A 17,108-nucleotide genomic window follows, 5' to 3' on the forward strand; every position below is an offset into this window, starting at 1 on the left:
ACTGAACCGACTTTTTTCGTCTTCGGAAAGAACTCCATCATGAGCGACAACAACACTCCGACGCCCGCTGCAGCCAACGCTTCCGCAGCTCCCGAAGCACCCGCCGGCAACGGCAAGCGCCGCCGCGCCCTGACCGCGCTGGCGGCCGTGGTGATCGTTGCCGGCGGCGGCTGGGGCCTCTACGAATGGCTGGTGGCCAGCCACTACGAGGACACCGACAACGCCTACGTGCAGGGCAACGTGATCCAGATCACGCCGCAGATCGGCGGTACCGTCATGGCCATCAATGCCGATGACACCGACTTCGTGAAGGCCGGCCAGCCGCTGGTGCAGCTGGACCCCGCTGATGCGAAGGTGGCGCTCGAGCAGGCCGAGGCCGCGCTCGCGCAGGCGGTGCGCCAGGTGCGCACGCTCTACGCCAACAACGGATCGCTGGCCGCGCAGGTCACGCTGCGCCAGTCCGACATCGTCAAGGCGCAGAGCGACATCGCCAAGGCGCAGGACGACCTGCAGCGCCGCCGCGCGCTCTCGGGCAACGGCGCGGTCTCGAAGGAAGAACTCAACCATGCCGAGACGGCGCTCGACAACGCCAGGAGCCAGCTCGCCGCCGCGCAGGCCGGCGTGGTGGCCGCGCGCGAAGCGCTGGCCAGCAACCAGTCGCTGACCGAGGGCACCAGCGTGGCCCAGCACCCGAGCGTGCTGGCCGCCGCCGCCAAGGTGCGCGAGGCCTACCTGGCCACGCAGCGCGTCGCGCTGCCGGCGCCGGTCGACGGCTATGTGGCCAAGCGCACCGTGCAGCTCGGCCAGCGCGTGGCCGCCGGCACGCCGATGATGTCGATCGTGCCGCTGAACCAGCTGTGGGTCGACGCCAACTTCAAGGAAGTGCAGCTGCGCAACATCCGCATCGACCAGCCCGTGAAGCTCAGGGCCGACGTCTACGGCAAGAAGGTGGAATACACCGGCAAGGTCGCGGGCCTGGGCGTGGGCACCGGCAGCGCCTTTGCACTGCTGCCCGCGCAGAATGCCACCGGCAACTGGATCAAGGTGGTGCAGCGCGTGCCCGTGCGCATTGCGCTCGATCCGGAGCAGCTCAAGGCCAATCCGCTGCGCATCGGCCTCTCGATGGACGCCGAGATCGACATCTCGCAGAAGAGCGGCAAGATGCTGGCCGACGCGCCGCGCCCCACCGCCATCTCGCAGACGCAGGTCTACAGCAAGCTCGACCAGGGTGCCGACGCCGAAGTCGACCGCATCGTGGCCGCCAATCTCGGCCGCGGCGCGCCGGCCGCCTCTGCGGCACCTGCGGCGGCGGGGCGCTCCGCCGTGCCCGCGGCCGCCGCCGGCGCTGCGGCGCAGGCTGCTTCGCAATCCCATCCCGGCTGATCGCCGTCCACGGAACCCGAGGCAAAGCCAATGGCCACTGCTGCTCCCGCTTACGTCGCGCATCCGCCGCTCGAGGGCGCCGCCCGCATCTGGGGCACCGTCGCGCTGTCGGCCGCCACCTTCATGAACGTGCTCGATTCGTCGATCGCGAACGTGTCGCTGCCGGCCATCTCGGGCGACCTCGGCGTGAGCACCACGCAAGGCACCTGGGTCATCACCAGCTTCGCGGTGGCCAACGCCATCGCGGTGCCGCTCACCGGCTTCATGACGCAGCGCTTCGGCCAGGTGCGCCTGTTCATGGCCAGCGTGATCCTGTTCATGATCAGCTCGCTGCTGTGCGGCCTGGCGCCGAACATGACCACGCTGATCCTGTTCCGCGCGCTGCAGGGCTTTGTCGCGGGGCCGATGATCCCGCTGTCGCAGACGCTGCTGCTGTCGAGCTATCCGCGCGCCAAGGCGGGCCTCGCGATGGCGATGTGGTCGATGACCACGCTGGTCGCGCCGGTGATGGGGCCGCTCTTGGGCGGCTGGATCACCGACAACATCTCATGGCCGTGGATCTTCTACATCAACATCCCGGTGGGCATCGTGGCCGCGGCCATCACCTGGGCGCTGTACCACAAGCGCGAGAGCAACACGCACAAGGTGCCGATCGACGCCATCGGGCTGGCGCTGCTGGTGCTGTGGGTGGGCTCGCTGCAGCTCATGCTCGACAAGGGCAAGGAGCTCGACTGGTTCCACTCGGCCGAGATCATCACGATGGCCGTGGTGGCCATCGTCGGCTTTGCCTTCTTCCTGGTCTGGGAGCTGACCGACAAGCACCCGGTGGTCGACCTGTCGCTGTTCAAGCGCCGCAACTTCTGGTCGGGCGCCGTGGCCACGGCCGTGGCCTACGGCCTGTTCTTCGGCAACGTGGTGCTGCTGCCGCTGTGGCTGCAGCAGTGGATGGGCTACACCGCCACGCAGGCGGGAATGATCATGGCGCCGGTGGGGCTGCTGGCGATCTTCTTCTCGCCGGTGGTGGGCCTCACGGTGTCCAAGATCGACCCGCGCCGCTACGCGACCTTCTCGTTCCTGGTGTTCGCACTGGTGTTGTGGATGCGCTCGAACTTCAACACGCAGGCCGACTTCGTGACGATCATCATCCCGACGATCATCCAGGGCATCGCGATGGCGTTCTTCTTCATTCCGCTGGTGACCATCACGCTCTCGGGCCTCACGCCCGATCGCATCCCGGCCGCCTCGGGGCTGTCGAACTTCCTGCGCATCACCGCGGGCGCCATGGGCACGTCGATCGCCACCACGCTGTGGGAGAACCGCGCGGCCCTGCACCACGCGCAGCTTGCGGAGTCGGTGAACCCGGGCAACAACGCCGCGGCCAGCGCAATGTCGGGGCTGGCGGGCAGCGGCCTGAGCACCGAGCAGGTGATGGGCCAGATCAACCGCATCGTCGACCAGCAGTCGTTCATGCTGGCCACCAACGACATCTTCTATGCGTCGGCGATCCTGTTCCTGCTGCTGATTCCGCTGGTGTGGCTGGCCAGGCCGCAGCGCGGCGGTGCCGGCGGCGACGCCGCAGCCGGCGCGCATTGACCGGGCTCTCCCCCAGGCTACGCGCACTTCGTGTCGCTTCTCCTTCCCCCTCACCGGGGGCAACACCAGCGGCCCGGCAAAGCCGGTTCCGCGGTGTTTCACGAAGGGCACGTGTCCCTATTCAAGCGCCGAGTGCGCGCAATACGTCGTGGCATGCGCCCATGGTGTGATAGTCGGTCTTGCCGGCCGGGCTCTTCTCGTCGCTGATCTTGCGGTTGTCGGGCGTGAGGATGCGGTACCACGCGCCATGCCGGTGGTCGACGAAATGTGCCCAGCTGTAGGCCCAGATGCGGTCGTACCAGCTCCAGTAGCCGGCATCGCCGGTGCGCACGGCCAGCAGGGCCGCGGCGGCAAAACTCTCGGCCTGCACCCAGAAGTACTTGTCGCCGTCGCACACCGCGCCATCGGGGCCGAAGCCATAGGCGAGGCCGCCATGCGCCGCGTCCCAGCCGCGCTGCATCGCGGTGTCGAAGAAGTGCCTGGCGCGCGGCACGGCCCAATCCGCTTCGCGGCCCGCGGCAACGAGCGCGCGCTCCAACTGCAGCAGCAGCTTGGCCCACTCGGTCAGGTGCCCGGTCTGGAAGCCCCAGGGCCGGAAGATGTTGCTCCTGTCGCCGCGGTTGTAGTCCCAGTCGACCGACCAGTCCTTGCGGTAGTGCTCCCAGACCAGCCCGCCGGCCAGCGCGGCCTGCCGCCCCGTGACCGACTCCGCGAGCGCGAGCGCGCGATCGAGGTAGCGCGCCTCCCGTGTGGCCTCGAAGGCCGCAAGCATCGCCTCGCAGGCATGCATGTTGGCGTTCTGGCCGCGGTACGCGCCCACGTGCCAGTCGGGGGTGGCTTCGTCGGCATAGAGCGCGTGCTGCGGCTCCCAGAAATGCTGTTCCATCAGCTGCCAGGTGGCCTCGAGCCCCGGGCGCGCCTCTTCGATGCCGGCCATGAGCGCATGCGCATGCGCGAGCAGGACGAAGGCCATGCCGTAGCAATGCTGCGTGCCGTCCTGCACGGCGGCGCGGCCGTCGTGCCAGTCGATCTGCCATGCGTAGCCGCCGCCCGGCTGCGCATGCGCGCGCTGCACGAAAGCCAGGCCGTGGCGCGCAGCGTCGAGGTGCTTCGGATCGCCGTAGCGCCGATACGCCGTCGCATGGTTGAAGACGAAGCGCGTGCTGCTGACGAGGTGGCGCGTGCGCCGGTCGTACACGGTGCCGTCGTCCTTGAAGAAGTGGAAGAAGCCACCTGATGGGTCGCGGCTGACCGGCTCGTAGAACGCCAGCGTGTGCTGGATGTGGCCGGTCAGGAATTCGGGCGAGCGGAAGTTCGGCATGGGCATGAGGGTTCGAACCGATGAGTCATTGTCATTGTGACGACAGTCGTGCGCTCCCGGAGACGGTCACCGACGGCAGGTTGCACTGCAGCATAGGCATTTGCCCCAGTATGCAAGCGGGAGGCGGCCACGAACAATCGGTCCGCGCTCGACAGTGGCGCAATGAGATGGACCGCATGACCGACATATCTTTCCTGAACTCGGGCGACTTCGCGAGATGAGCGACGTCATCCTCGAAACACGCCAGCTCACCAAGGAGTTCAAGGGGTTCACTGCGGTCAGCAAGGTCGATCTCTCGGTGGTACGCGGCTCGATCCATGCGCTGATCGGCCCGAACGGCGCCGGCAAGACCACCTGCTTCAATCTGCTCACCAAGTTTCTCGAGCCCACCAGCGGCACGATCCTGTTCAACGGGCACGACATCACGGGCGAGCGTCCTGCGCAGATCGCGCGGCGCGGCATCATCCGTTCGTTCCAGATCTCGGCGGTGTTTCCGCACCTCACGCTGCTGGAGAACGTGCGCCTCGGACTGCAGCGCGCGCTCGGCACCTCGTACCACTTCTGGAAGAGCGAGAAGACGCTCGAGCCGCTCAACACGCGCGCCCGCGAACTGCTCGACGAAGTCGGCCTGGCGCACGAGGCCGACGAACTCACGGTGAACCTGCCCTACGGCCACAAGCGCGCGCTCGAGATCGCCACCACGCTGGCCATGGACCCCGAACTGATGCTGCTCGACGAACCCACGCAGGGCATGGGCCATGAAGACGTGCACCGCGTGGCCGAACTCATCAAGCGCGTGTCGGCCGGCCGCACCATCCTGATGGTCGAGCACAACATGAGCGTGGTCTCGACCATTGCCGACACCATCACCGTGCTTCAGCGCGGTGCCGTGCTGGCTGAAGGCCCCTATGCCGAAGTCTCAAAAAATCCGCAGGTGATGGAGGCCTACATGGGCACGACCGACGGCCAGCTGCAGGGTGCCCATTGAGATGAACCCCCACGCTCCTCACTTCGTGTATGCGCTGCCCCCCGAGGGGGCGCGGGCCTCCTTTGGGGCGGCCCGGCAGGAGACCCGATGACCGCGGCCCTGGAAATCAAGGATCTGCACGCCTGGTACGGCGAATCGCACGTGCTGCACGGCGTGAACATGGTGGTGCAGCCCGGCGAGGTCGTCACGCTGCTCGGGCGCAACGGCGCGGGGCGCACCAGCACGCTGCGCGCCATCATGGGCCTGACCGGCTCGCGCAAGGGCAGCATCGAAGTCAACGGCGTGCAGACCATCGGCATGGCCACGCACCGCATCGCGCACCTGGGCATCGGCTATTGCCCCGAGGAGCGCGGCATCTTCGCGAGCCTCTCGGCCGAGGAGAACCTGCTGCTGCCGCCGCCGCTCAAGAGCTCGAAGGGCGTGGGGCAGGGCATGTCGGTGGCCGAGATCTACGAGATGTTCCCCAACCTGGCCGAGCGCCGCCACAGCCCGGGCACGCGGCTTTCGGGCGGCGAGCAGCAGATGCTGGCGGTGGCGCGCATTCTGCGCACCGGCGCCAAGCTGCTGCTGCTCGACGAGATCTCCGAAGGCCTGGCGCCCGTCATCGTGCAGGCGCTCGCGCGGATGATCCACACGCTGCGCGCCAAGGGCTACACCATCGTGATGGTGGAGCAGAACTTCCGCTTTGCCGCGCCGCTGGCCGACCGCTTCTACGTGATGGAGCACGGCCGCATGGTCGAGGCCTTCGGCGCCAGGGAGCTCGACGCCAAGATGCCCGTGCTCAGCGAACTGCTGGGCGTGTAGGCGCGTCCGCGCCACTTTTTTTACGCTGACTCTCTCAACCATTCCAGGAGACACCATGCAAACCAAGCTCAAAATCATCGCTCTCATGCTCGGGGCCGCGGGTCTTGCGAGCCATGCCGTGCAGGCGCAGGAGAAGGTCGTCATCGGCTACATCAGCGACCTGTCGGGCCTGTACGCCGACCTGGAAGGCAAGGGCGGCGCAACGGCCATCCAGATGGCCATCGACGACATGGGCGGCAAGGTGCTCGGCCAGCCGGTGGAGGTGCTGAGCGTCGACCACCAGAACAAGCCCGACATCGCCGCCTCCAAGGCGCGCGAGTGGATCGACACGGCCGGTGCCACGATGATCTTCGCAGGCACCAATTCGGGCGTGGCGCTGGCCACCGCCAAGGTGGCGCAGGAAAAGAAGCGCGTGTTCTTCACCAACGGCGCGGCCACCTCGGCGCTGACCAACGCGCAGTGCAGCCCCTACACCGTGCACTACGCCTACGACACCGTCGCGCTGGCCAAGAGCACCGGCGGCGCGGTGGTCGACACCGGCGGCAAGAGCTGGTTCTTCCTGACGGCCGACTATGCCTTCGGCCATGCGCTCGAAGCCGACACCGCCAAGGTCGTCAAGGCCAAGGGCGGCTCGGTGGTGGGCACGGTGCGCGCGCCGCTCAATGCATCGGACTTCTCGTCCTTCCTGCTGCAGGCGCAGAACTCCAAGGCGCAGGTGCTGGGCCTGGCCAACGCCGGCGGCGACTTCATCAACTCGATGAAGGCATCGAAGGAATTCGGCATCGACAAGTCGATGAAGATCGCGGGCCTGCTGGTGTTCCTCACCGACGTGAAGAGCCTGGGCCTGCCGGCCACGCAGGGCCTGCTGCACACCACCAGCTGGTACTGGGACGCCGACGACGAGTCGCGCAAGTGGGCCGCGCGCTACGAAGCCAAGACCAAGAACAAGCCGACCGACATCCAGGCCGCCGACTACTCGGCCACCATGGCCTACCTCAAGGCCGTGGAGGCGGTGAAGAGCACCGATGCCGACAAGGTCATGGCCTACCTCAAGAAGACGCCGATCAACGACTTCTACGCCAAGGGCGTGATCCGCGCCGACGGCCGCATGGTGCACGACATGCTGCTGGCCGAGGTCAAGAAGCCGTCCGAATCCAAGGGTCCGTGGGACCTGCTGAAGATCGTCAAGAAGGTGCCGGGCGACCAGGTCTACACGACCAAGGAAGAAAGCACCTGCGCGCTCTGGAAGTAATTGTTGCTTGAGCGGGAGGCTGCCGTACACGGCGGCCCCCGCGCGAAGCCGCTGCCACCTTTCTGAACCTCGATTCCATACACGATGAACATTTCCATGCCTGCCCTGTTGAGCCAGCTCCTGCTGGGGCTGGTCAACGGGTCGTTCTACGCGATCCTGAGCCTGGGGCTGGCGGTGATCTTCGGGCTGCTCAACGTCATCAACTTCGCGCATGGCGCGCTGTTCATGATGGGGGCGGTGCTGTCGTGGATGGCGATGAACTACTTCAACGTCAACTACTGGGTCATGCTGGTGGCGGCACCGATCATCGTCGGCCTGTTCGGCGTGCTGATCGAGCGGCTGCTGCTGCGCTGGATCTACAAGCTCGACCACCTCTACGGCCTCCTGCTCACGCTCGGCCTCACGCTGCTGATCGAAGGCGGCTTCCGCTCGGTGTACGGCGTCTCCGGCCTGGCCTACAGCACGCCCGAGGCGCTGAGCGGCGGCACCAACCTGGGCTTCATGTTCCTGCCCAACTACCGCGCGTGGGTGGTGGTGGCGTCGCTGGTGGTGTGCTTTGCCACCTGGTATGCGATCGAGAAGACGCGGCTTGGCGCCTACCTGCGCGCCGGCACCGAGAACCCGCGGCTGGTCGAGGCCTTCGGCGTCAACGTGCCGCTGATGGTGACGCTGACCTACGGCTTCGGCGTGGCGCTGGCGGCCTTTGCCGGCGTGCTCGCGGCGCCGGTGATCCAGATCTCGCCGCTGATGGGGCAGAACCTGATCATCATCGTGTTCGCGGTGGTCGTGATCGGCGGCATGGGCTCGATCATGGGCGCCATCCTCACGGGCCTGGGGCTCGGCGTGATCGAGGGCCTGACCAAGGTGTTCTATCCGGAGGCTTCGGCCACCGTGGTGTTCGTGATCATGGTCGTGGTGCTGCTGATCCGTCCGGCCGGCCTGTTCGGCAGCGAGAAGTGAAGTCCATGAAGAAAATATCGCTCGTCGTCTACGGGGTGCTGCTGCTGGCGCTCGTCGCCGCACCCTTCATCGGCTTCTATCCGGTGTTCGTGATGAAGGTGCTGTGCTTTGCGCTCTTCGCCTGCGCCTTCAACCTGCTGCTGGGCTACACCGGCATGCTGTCCTTCGGCCATGCCGCGTTCCTGGGCGGCTCGGCCTATCTCACGGGCCATGCGCTCAAGGTCTGGCACCTCACGCCCGAGCTCGGGCTGATCGCGGGCACGCTGGCCGGTGCGCTGCTCGGGCTGGTGTTCGGCTGGCTGGCGATTCGCCGCCAGGGCATCTATTTCTCGATGATCACGCTGGCGCTCGCGCAGATGATGTACTTCGTCGCGCTGCAGGCGCCGTTCACGGGCGGCGAGGACGGGCTGCAGAGCGTGCCGCGCGGCAAGCTCTTCGGCCTCATCGACCTGCGCGACGACCTCACGATGTACTACGTCGCACTGGTGATCGTGGTCGCGGCCTTCCTGCTCATCGCGCGCACCGTGCATTCGCCGTTCGGGCAGGTGCTCAAGGGTATCAAGGAGAACGAGCCGCGCGCCATCTCGCTCGGCTACGACGTCAACCGCTTCAAGCTGCTGGCCTTCGTGATCTCGGCCGCGCTGTCGGGCCTGGCCGGCTCGCTGAAGACGCTGGTGCTCGGCTTCGCTTCGCTGAGCGACGTGCACTGGACCGCTTCGGGCCACGTGATCCTGATGACGCTGGTGGGTGGCCTCGGCACGCTGTCGGGCCCGCTGGTGGGCTCGGCGGTGGTGGTGCTGCTGGAAAACAAGGTGGGCGATTTCGGCAGCTTCATGGCGCACCTCACCGGGGTCGACTGGTTCAATACGCTCGGCGAGTCGGTCACCATGGTCACGGGCCTGATCTTCGTGATCTGCGTGCTGGCGTTCCGCAGGGGCATCATGGGCGAGGTCATCGCTTTCCTCGATCGCCGCAAGGGCAGGAAAGCTTGAAACGAAAGAAGGCGGACCCTCCTGTCCGCCTTCTTCGCTTCTGGAGGAGCCGGCCCGTTCAAGGCAGTGCCGTGATGCGGTTGGCCGCGGGCGGCGCCAGCGGGCTGTTCGCCTTGATGTAGGCCTCGAGGGCGTCCACGTCCTGGTCGCCGCCGAGCGTGTCGGTGCCCTGGTTGAAGACCGTGAAGTTGTCGCCGCCGGTGGCCAGGAAGCTGTTCATCGTCACGCGGTAGCTCGCGCCGTCGCTCATCGCGGTTCCGTTGAGCGCCATGTTGCTGATGCGCGAGCCCGCGGGCGCCGAGAGGCTGTAGCTGTAGCTCAGGCTGCGCGAAGGCAGCAGCACCCGCGGCGAAGCGACCGTGTTGCTGCCGCTGTTGAACTGCTGCTCGAGCACGGCCTTGATCTGCGCGCCGGTCATCGTTTTCACCACCAGGCTGTTGCCGAAGGGCTGCACGCTGAAGATCTGGCCATAGGTCACGCTGCCGTCGCCGGCCGGCACGAGATCGGCACGCACGCCGCCCGGGTTCATGAACGCGATCTGCGCGCCGCCCTTGTTGCTGGCGCTGGTCGCGGCGAGCTGCGCATCGGCGATCAGGTTGCCCAGCACGCTTTCGCGCGAGGCCGTCTGCGTGCGCGTGGCCGGGCCGGAGAGCGTGCCCACCACCCGCTGCACCAGCGGCGCCGCGACCGACAGGTACTGGCTGACGAGCGCGGCCACTTCCTGGTTCTTGCCGAACACCGGGTACTGGTCGGTCACGGCCACCGTGTTCGCGCCGCTGGTGTAGGCCTCGCCCTGGACGATCACGTTGTCGGCCGACTTGGCCGTGACCTTGCGGGTGCGCGTGTCGATCGTCAGGTTGATGTCGGTCAGCAGGGTGCCGTACTGGCCGGCGCTGGTCAGCAGGAAGGGCTTGGCCGGATTGGTCTTGCCGTAGTCGCAGACGTAGGAGCGGTGCGTGTGGCCCGAGATCACCACGTCGACCGAGGCGTCGAGCTTGTCTAGGATCGGCAGGATGTCGCCGCCCAGGCCGGCGCAGCTCTTGTCGTTGTAGCCGACCGTGGTCGTGCCGCCTTCGTGGACCACGACCACGATGGCGTCCGCGCCCTGGGCCTTCAGCTGGGGGATCAGCGCATTGGCCGTATCCGCCTCGTCCTTGAAGCTCAGGCCCGCGACACCGGCCGGCGTCACGATGCTGGGCGTGCCCTTGAGCGTCATGCCGATGAATGCCACCTTCACCGTGGCGCCGTCCTTGGTGAAGCTCTTCATGCCCGTGGCGGGAAACAGCGTGGTGCCGTCGGTCTTCACGGTGTTGGCCGCCAGGAAGCCGAAGTTGGCACCCGGGAAGGCCTTGTTCACGCGGCAGGGCTCCAGCGGCGTGTTCTTGGCGCAGCCGCCATTCTTCATGCGCAGCAGTTCGGTCTGGCCCTTGTCGAATTCGTGGTTGCCGACCGCGTTGAAGTCGATCTTCATCGCGTTCACGGCTTCGATGGTCGGCTCGTCGAGGAACAGCGCCGAGACCAGCGGCGAGGCGCCGATCATGTCGCCGGCCGAGACCACGGCGTTGTTCTCGTTCTTGGCCTTGAGCGACGCGATGGCCGAAGCGAGGTACGCGGCGCCGCCGGCAGGCACCGGGACCGTGCCGCCTTCCTTGGCCGGAGCGGTGATGGAGAGCCGGGGCGGCTCGAGGTTGCCGTGCAGGTCGTTGAAGGCAATGAGCTTCACGTCCATGCTGCCGGGCGCGGCGGGGGCCGGCGCCGGGGAGGGCGCCGGTGCTGGTGCGGGCGGCGGAATGAAGGGAATGAACCCGTTCGAATTGCTGCTGCTTCCGCCGCATGCGGACAAGGTGGCCAGGACCACCCCCGCCATGGCGAGATGTTTCAACGATGCGTGCATGAGCCTCTCCTCTTTGGATGGAATGCAGCGCATGCTGGACATGGCAGATGACGTCGCCATGACCGCCCCGCGCAGGAAGAATGATCAGGGCAGCGGAACCACGCGAATGGCCACACCGGGGCCGAAGGCGCGCCGCAGCAGCTCGCTGGCCTGGGCGCTCTGCGCATCGCCGGGCGACTGCACGGCCAGCCATCCATCGGTGGCTCGCCGCTGCAGGTGCCAGCCCTCCTGCCCGATGCGGATCAGGCTGGCGAGCGAAGCGGCGTCCGCGATGGGCAGCGCCGTGGGCACGATGTCGAGCCAGTCCACCACCTGGTCGGCTTCGCCGCCGAGCCGCGCGGTCGCGCCGTCCACCAGCGCGCGCTGCGTGGCCGCATCCCTGACAGTGCCTTGCAGGATGATGCCGTTGCCGTGCCAGCGGATTTCAAGCGCTGCGGTCGTTGCCGCTGGGGCAGGCCGCGCCGCTGCGAACACCCACGCGGCGCCCGCGGCGGCCAGCAGCACCGTCAGCAGCGCGATGAGCCGGGATCGTCTGTTCATTCAAGCCTTGTTGGCGCACGACCATCGTGCAAACGTCGAATGCCGAGTTCAGGGGGCCCGCATGACGGCGTGATGACAGACAGGGCGGCGCGGCCTCAGAGCCGCAAGGGTGCGGCGTAGCCGGTCATCTCCAGGTAGCCGCGGCCGACGCGGCGGCCTTGCGCATCGACGAGGTCACTCAGGCCTTCCCAGTACACACCGCCGGTGGAGCCGCGGCTGTCGAGTTCCTGGTCGTCGAGCAGCGCGCGCACCTCGAAGCCACCCGATGGGGTCTGCACGCGCCACCGGGTCGGGTACTTCGCCTGCGTGCGCGGGCTGGTCCACGTATCCGCACCTTCGAAGTGCACCTCGTCGTTACTGAAAACGCGCAGCACCCCATCGCGCGTGCGAAATGATCCGCCGGCCCACAGCGCACTGCCGTCGCGGCGCCGCAGGCGAAAGGCGGTGAGGGCGCTGCCGTCGTCCAGGTTCATGCCGATCCAGTCCCAGCCCACGGCCTCGGGATGCATCAGCGCCTCGCTCCATTCATGGTCGAGCCAGGCGGTGCCATCGACGTCGAAGGCCTGGCCCTTGAGCGCCAGCTTGCCCTGTGTCCTGAGCTGGGGCTCGCTGTAGTAGTAGCTCGCCTGTGCCTCTTCGGGGCCCTTGCGCGAGAGCCCGGCCTTGCCTTGCAGCAGCACCGGCTGGGTGGGCGTGAAGCGCAGCTCGAGCGAGAACTCGCCGGCCGGAATGCGCGCCGAATAGCTGCCGCTTTTTTCGCGCACCAGCGACCAGTCGCGCAGGCGCACGTCGGTGTCGGCTTCGCTGGCCGATGCGATGCCGAAGCCCGCGCGCGCAATGCGCTGGTCGTGCAGCAGCACGCGGCCTTCGGGATCGGTGACGGCCGCATGCGCGAACACGAGGTGCCTGGCCGCGAAGGCCGAGCGCAGGCCCTGCGCCGCATCGACGCGCGAACGGAAGAAGGTCACCTGGAAGCCGAATCCGCGTCCTGCCGCGGTCTTCGCGTGGCCCGTGATGTACCACCACTCGGTCTGCAGGTCGGAGTGGCTGCCGTAGTCGCGCGGGAACTGCAGGGTGCGCGCGGGCAGCGCCCAGCCCGCGGGCGCGGCGGCCAGCGCCGCGAGCAGCAGGCTGCGGCGCGAGAACCCGTGGAGCGCGGCCGGCGGCGTCACCCCGCGACCAGTGCGTCGATGCGCTGCTGCGCCGGGCCGATGTCGCCGAACGCGTTCTGCACCCAGGCCGCATCGTGGTAGCTCGGCAGATAGCGCTCGCCAGCATCGCAAAGCAGCGAAAGAATGGAACCCTGCCGGCCGGCCGCGCACATCTCATGGGCAACGGCCAGCATGCCGACGAAGTTGGTGCCGGTCGACGGCCCCACCTTGCGGCCGAGCAGCGTCGAGAGCGCATGCATCGCGGCCACCGAATCGAGGTTGGGCACCTCGATCATGCGGTCGACCAGCGAGCGGATGAAGCTCGGCTCCACGCGCGGCCGGCCGATGCCTTCGATGCGCGAGCCCGCCGCCGTCAGCGCGGCGTCGCCGGTGCGGTGGTAGGCCGAGAACACCGAGCCTTCGGGATCGGGCACGCACACCTGCGTGTCGTGGCAGCGGTAGCGCACATAGCGCCCGATGGTGGCGCTGGTGCCGCCGGTGCCCGCCCCCACCACGATCCAGGCCGGCACCGGATGCCGCTCGCGCGCCATCTGCTGGAACATGCTTTCGGCAATGTTGTTGTTGCCGCGCCAGTCGGTGGCGCGCTCGGCGTACGTGAACTGGTCCATGTAGTGGCCGCCGGTCTGCTCGGCGAGCGCGTGCGCTTCCTCGTAGACCTGCGCCGCATGGTCGACGAAGTGGCAGCGCGCGCCATAGAAGGCGATCTGCGCGACCTTCTCGGGCGAGGTGCTGCGCGGCATCACGGCGATGAAGGGCAGCCCCAGCAGCCGCGCGAAATAGGCTTCGCTGACCGCCGTCGAGCCGCTCGAGGCCTCGACGATGGTGGTGCCCTCGCGCACCCAGCCGTTGCACAGCGCATAGAGGAAGAGCGAACGCGCGAGCCGGTGCTTGAGGCTGCCGGTGGGATGGGTCGACTCGTCCTTCAGGTAGAGGTCGATGCCGACCGCGGCAAGCGCGGGCAGCGGCAGCGGGATCAGGTGCGTGTCGGCGCTGCGCTGGTAGTCAGCCTCGATGCGGCGGATCGCGCCGCCAAGCCAGCCGCCGCAGGAGGAAGAGAAGGGTGTTTGCTGCATGTAGGAGGAAGTCTACAAGTCATCCCTCGCAGCACCCAGCGAACGCGCAAATCGGGATACTGTGCGCTGCCAAATTCCACCCGGCAGGAGACAAGACGCATGAGAACAAGACACCTGCGCCCCACGTCGCGGCGCTCGTTAGGTCAAAGGCATTCCATTGGCGCCACAGCGCTCGCGGCCCTCGTGCTCGCGGGCTGTGCATCGGGGCCTCCGGGTGTGCAGACGCCACCGCGCGCGCCGTCGTCCTTCGCCGTGCCCGGCCTGGAGAAGCCGGCCGAGGTGCTGGTCGACCGCTGGGGCGTGCCGCATCTCTATGCCGGCACGCTCTACGACGCCTTCGTTGCGCAGGGCTTCATTGCCGCGCGCGACCGGCTCTGGCAGATGGACCTCTGGCGCAAACGCGGCCTCGGCGAAATGGCCAGGGATTTCGGCCCGGCCTGGGTCGAGAGCGACCGCGCCGCGCGCGCCGTGCTCTACCGCGGCGACATGTACCGCGAATGGCTGGCCTACGGCTCCGATGCCAAGCGCGTGGCCGAGGCCTTCACGGCCGGCGTCAACGCCTATGTGGCGCAGGTGCGCGCGCAGCCGGCGCTGCTGCCGAAGGAATTCGCGCTGCTGGGCTACCAGCCGTCGCTCTGGTCGGCCGAGGACGTGGTGCGCATTCGCCATCACGGCCTCACGCTCAACTTCACGTCCGAGATCGACCGCGCGCGCGCCTTCTGTGCCGGCGGCCAGGGCATCAAGGCCGACTGGCTGCGCCGCGAGCTCGATCCGCCGGTCACGCCCAAGGTGCCCGTGGGACTCGACCCCTGCACCCTTCCGGCGGCCGAGTTGCGCGCGGCCTACCTGCGCGCCACGGAGCCGCCGCGCTTCACCAAGGACAACACGCGGCTGGCCGGCACCGCGACCGCGTCCGCGCTCCTGCCGCCCGGCAGCGCCGAAGCCGCGGCACGCAGCGCCGAAGAGGAGCAAGAGCGGCAGCAGGCTCTGCAAGGCGATCCGACGGCCGCCTATGGCAGCAACAACTGGGTCATCGCGCCGAGGCTCACGGCCACCGGGCGCCCGATCCTCGCCAACGATCCGCACCGCGCCCACGGCGCCCCGAGCCTGCGCTACATGGCGCATCTCAGCGCGCCCGGCATGGACGCCATCGGCGCTGGCGAGCCCTTCCTGCCTGGCCTTTCGATCGGCCACAACGGCACCATCGCCTTCGGCCTCACGCGCTTCTACATGGACCAGGAAGACCTGTACGTGTACCAGCTGAATCCGCGGAACCCCAACGAATACCGCTACCAGGGCCGATGGGAGCCGATGACGCGCGTCACCGAGCGCATCGCGGTGCGCGGCGAGAGCGCGCCGCGCGAGGTGGTGAACACCTTCACGCGCCACGGCCCGGTGCTGCTGTCCGAGCCCGGCAAGCGGCGTGCCTTCGCGCTGCGCGCCGCATGGCTCGAGCCCGGCATGGCGCCGTACTTCGGTTCGATGGACTACATGCGCGCGCAGAACTGGGACCAGTTCCGCGCCGCCATGAACCGCTGGGGTGCGCCCGGCGAGAACCAGGTCTATGCCGACCGCCATGGCAACGTCGGCTGGATACCTGGCGGCCTCACGCCGATCCGCCCCAACTGGGACGGCCTGATGCCGGTGCCGGGCGATGGCCGCTACGAGTGGTCGGGCTTTCGCAACGGCGACGAACTGCCCTCGGAGTTCAATCCCGCGCGCGGCTACGTCGTGACCGCGAACGAGAACAACATTCCGCCCGATCATCCGGCCGCGAAGAAAGGCATCGGCTACGAATGGAGCGACGGTGCGCGTGCGCGCCGGCTCAAGGATCTGTTCGAGAAGAAAGCGGCCTCGGGCTCGCGCTTCACGCTAGAAGATTCGGAGCGCATGCAGAACGACATCGTTGCCACGCCGGCCCAGCGGCTGCTCAAGCTGCTGGCTGGCCTGCGCAGCGACGATGCGCGCACGGCTGCCGGGCTGCGGCTGCTGCAAGGCTGGGACGGCACCATGGACCGCGACAGCGCCGCCGCTGCGCTGTACGAGGTGTGGAGCGCCAAGACGCTGCGCGCGGCAGTGCTCAAGGCCGGTGCGGGCGAAGCCGCGGCCTCGCTGGCTGCGCCGGGAGACAACACGCGCATGGTGCTGCTGCTGGAGAACCCTTTCGGATGGGTCAGCGATGCGCAGCGCGATGCGCTCCTGCTGGAAACCCTGCCGCCCGCGATGCAGGAACTCACGGCCAAGCTCGGGCCCGACATGTCGGCGTGGAAGTGGGGCGCGCTGCACCGCGCGGAGTTCCGTCATCCGCTCGGCGGCGTGGTCGACGCGGCCACGCGCAAGAAGCTGGAAGTCGGCGACTGGCCGATGTCGGGTTCGGCCTTCACGCCCATGGCGGCGAGCTACCGCGCGAATGACTACAAGCTCGCGTCGGGGGCTTCGTTCCGGATGGTGCTGGATGTGGGGAATTGGGATGCCTCGCGGGCGATCAATACGCCGGGGCAGTCGGGGGATTCCGACAGTCCGCACTATCGGGATCTGGCGCCGCTCTGGCTTGAGGGGAAGTATGTGCCGCTGGTGTACAGCCGCTCTGCGGTGGAGAGGGAGACTGTGGAGCGGATTCGGTTGGTGCCTTCTTTGCAGTGAGTTTTTTGGGGGTCGGGGGCCGGGATTCCGCCCGGCGGCGGCCTCACTTTCTTTTGCTTCGCCAAAAGAAAGTAAGCAAAGAAAAGGCGACCCCACTGTCTGCGACCCTTCGCTTCGCTACGGGCAACCTGCGGTGCTCGGGTTTCGCGGGGTCTCGCAGAACTCGCTTCGCTCAAACAGCTGCGAGCCCTGATCCGCGAAACCCTGCGCTCCTCGGCGCAGCCAGAGGGGGGGCAAACCGAACGGGCCTTTGCTTCGCTCGGCCACCAAGCCACCGAGGCGCTGCGCGCCTCGGCGGTTGGTATTGATTGTTGGAGTTGGGGCCGAGCGAAGCGAAGGCCACCCGCTCCCACCCCTTCTGTATGCGCCGAGGAGCGCAGATGGAGGCGGGATCAGGGCCGCAGCTGTTTGAGCGAAGCGAGTTCTGCGGACCCCCGCCGGAATCGAGCACCGCAGGTTGCCCGCAGCGAAGCGAAGGGACGCAGACAGCAGG

13 protein-coding genes are annotated in these 17,108 nt (G+C 67.8%); 8 read left to right on the forward strand and 5 right to left on the reverse strand.

Features of this window, described 5'->3' with window-relative positions; genetic code table 11:
* Positions 1–39: 39 nt before the first annotated feature.
* A complete protein-coding gene (locus tag FB547_RS31650; protein ID WP_145747568.1) occupies positions 40–1,383 on the forward strand; it encodes an efflux RND transporter periplasmic adaptor subunit in 1,344 nt (447 codons plus the stop codon).
* A 30-nt stretch (positions 1,384–1,413) separates the two neighbouring features.
* On the forward strand, positions 1,414–2,976 hold the full coding sequence (locus tag FB547_RS31655) for a DHA2 family efflux MFS transporter permease subunit (RefSeq protein WP_145747569.1): 1,563 nt from the start codon (positions 1,414–1,416) through the stop codon (positions 2,974–2,976).
* Between the two features lie 121 nt (positions 2,977–3,097).
* Here the strand turns inward: FB547_RS31655 and FB547_RS31665 are convergent, their stop codons facing one another.
* The gene (locus FB547_RS31665; protein ID WP_145747591.1) at positions 3,098–4,297 is read right to left on the reverse strand and encodes an AGE family epimerase/isomerase; all 1,200 of its coding nucleotides are present in this window, start codon (positions 4,295–4,297) and stop codon (positions 3,098–3,100) included.
* 217 nt (positions 4,298–4,514) lie between these two features.
* On the opposite strand from FB547_RS31665, the gene FB547_RS31670 reads away from it, so the two are divergent.
* The 5 genes from FB547_RS31670 to FB547_RS31690 all read left to right on the forward strand — a co-directional run bounded on the left by FB547_RS31670 (position 4,515) and on the right by FB547_RS31690 (position 9,293).
* Positions 4,515–5,285 carry an ABC transporter ATP-binding protein gene (locus tag FB547_RS31670; protein ID WP_145747570.1) on the forward strand — a complete coding sequence of 257 codons (771 nt, stop codon included), beginning with the start codon at positions 4,515–4,517 and terminating at the stop codon, positions 5,283–5,285.
* Positions 5,286–5,372: 87 nt separating this feature from the next.
* Positions 5,373–6,089, forward strand: coding sequence for an ABC transporter ATP-binding protein (locus FB547_RS31675; protein WP_145747571.1), 717 nt, complete (start codon positions 5,373–5,375; stop codon positions 6,087–6,089).
* Positions 6,090–6,144: 55 nt separating this feature from the next.
* On the forward strand, positions 6,145–7,341 hold the full coding sequence (locus FB547_RS31680) for an ABC transporter substrate-binding protein (protein ID WP_012748582.1): 1,197 nt from the start codon (positions 6,145–6,147) through the stop codon (positions 7,339–7,341).
* A gap of 84 nt (positions 7,342–7,425) precedes the next feature.
* Positions 7,426–8,301 (forward strand): branched-chain amino acid ABC transporter permease, encoded by an 876-nt coding sequence (locus tag FB547_RS31685; RefSeq protein ID WP_145747572.1) that lies wholly within the window; start codon positions 7,426–7,428, stop codon positions 8,299–8,301.
* Between the two features lie 5 nt (positions 8,302–8,306).
* Entirely contained in the window at positions 8,307–9,293 is a 987-nt protein-coding gene (locus tag FB547_RS31690; RefSeq protein ID WP_145747573.1) for a branched-chain amino acid ABC transporter permease, read from the forward strand.
* Positions 9,294–9,351: 58 nt separating this feature from the next.
* Here the strand turns inward: FB547_RS31690 and FB547_RS31695 are convergent, their stop codons facing one another.
* The 4 genes from FB547_RS31695 to FB547_RS31710 form a co-directional block, all read right to left on the reverse strand.
* Positions 9,352–11,187 carry a bifunctional metallophosphatase/5'-nucleotidase gene (locus tag FB547_RS31695; RefSeq protein WP_145747574.1) on the reverse strand — a complete coding sequence of 612 codons (1,836 nt, stop codon included), beginning with the start codon at positions 11,185–11,187 and terminating at the stop codon, positions 9,352–9,354.
* 84 nt (positions 11,188–11,271) lie between these two features.
* Positions 11,272–11,727 carry a hypothetical protein gene (locus FB547_RS31700; protein WP_145747575.1) on the reverse strand — a complete coding sequence of 152 codons (456 nt, stop codon included), beginning with the start codon at positions 11,725–11,727 and terminating at the stop codon, positions 11,272–11,274.
* Between the two features lie 95 nt (positions 11,728–11,822).
* On the reverse strand, positions 11,823–12,899 hold the full coding sequence (locus FB547_RS31705; RefSeq protein WP_145747576.1) for a lipocalin-like domain-containing protein: 1,077 nt from the start codon (positions 12,897–12,899) through the stop codon (positions 11,823–11,825).
* The gene (locus FB547_RS31710; protein ID WP_145747577.1) at positions 12,896–13,972 is read right to left on the reverse strand and encodes a PLP-dependent cysteine synthase family protein; all 1,077 of its coding nucleotides are present in this window, start codon (positions 13,970–13,972) and stop codon (positions 12,896–12,898) included. Before FB547_RS31710 ends, FB547_RS31705 begins: the two co-directional genes overlap by 4 nt.
* Before the next feature lie 99 nt (positions 13,973–14,071).
* On the opposite strand from FB547_RS31710, the gene FB547_RS31715 reads away from it, so the two are divergent.
* Positions 14,072–16,615 (forward strand): penicillin acylase family protein, encoded by a 2,544-nt coding sequence (locus tag FB547_RS31715; protein ID WP_145747578.1) that lies wholly within the window; start codon positions 14,072–14,074, stop codon positions 16,613–16,615.
* Positions 16,616–17,108: the final 493 nt, after the last annotated feature.

This window comes from Variovorax beijingensis, assembly GCF_007828835.1.
Classification (GTDB): Bacteria; Pseudomonadota; Gammaproteobacteria; order Burkholderiales; family Burkholderiaceae_C; genus Variovorax; species Variovorax beijingensis_A.

Coding starts and splice junctions, on each gene's coding strand:
- FB547_RS31650 (WP_145747568.1), top strand. CDS start 40: ATGAGCGACAACAACACTCCGACGCCCGCTGCAGCCAACGCTTCCGCA.
- FB547_RS31655 (WP_145747569.1), top strand. CDS start 1,414: ATGGCCACTGCTGCTCCCGCTTACGTCGCGCATCCGCCGCTCGAGGGC.
- FB547_RS31665 (WP_145747591.1), bottom strand. CDS start 4,297: ATGCCGAACTTCCGCTCGCCCGAATTCCTGACCGGCCACATCCAGCAC.
- FB547_RS31670 (WP_145747570.1), top strand. CDS start 4,515: ATGAGCGACGTCATCCTCGAAACACGCCAGCTCACCAAGGAGTTCAAG.
- FB547_RS31675 (WP_145747571.1), top strand. CDS start 5,373: ATGACCGCGGCCCTGGAAATCAAGGATCTGCACGCCTGGTACGGCGAA.
- FB547_RS31680 (WP_012748582.1), top strand. CDS start 6,145: ATGCAAACCAAGCTCAAAATCATCGCTCTCATGCTCGGGGCCGCGGGT.
- FB547_RS31685 (WP_145747572.1), top strand. CDS start 7,426: ATGAACATTTCCATGCCTGCCCTGTTGAGCCAGCTCCTGCTGGGGCTG.
- FB547_RS31690 (WP_145747573.1), top strand. CDS start 8,307: ATGAAGAAAATATCGCTCGTCGTCTACGGGGTGCTGCTGCTGGCGCTC.
- FB547_RS31695 (WP_145747574.1), bottom strand. CDS start 11,187: ATGCACGCATCGTTGAAACATCTCGCCATGGCGGGGGTGGTCCTGGCC.
- FB547_RS31700 (WP_145747575.1), bottom strand. CDS start 11,727: ATGAACAGACGATCCCGGCTCATCGCGCTGCTGACGGTGCTGCTGGCC.
- FB547_RS31710 (WP_145747577.1), bottom strand. CDS start 13,972: ATGCAGCAAACACCCTTCTCTTCCTCCTGCGGCGGCTGGCTTGGCGGC.
- FB547_RS31715 (WP_145747578.1), top strand. CDS start 14,072: ATGAGAACAAGACACCTGCGCCCCACGTCGCGGCGCTCGTTAGGTCAA.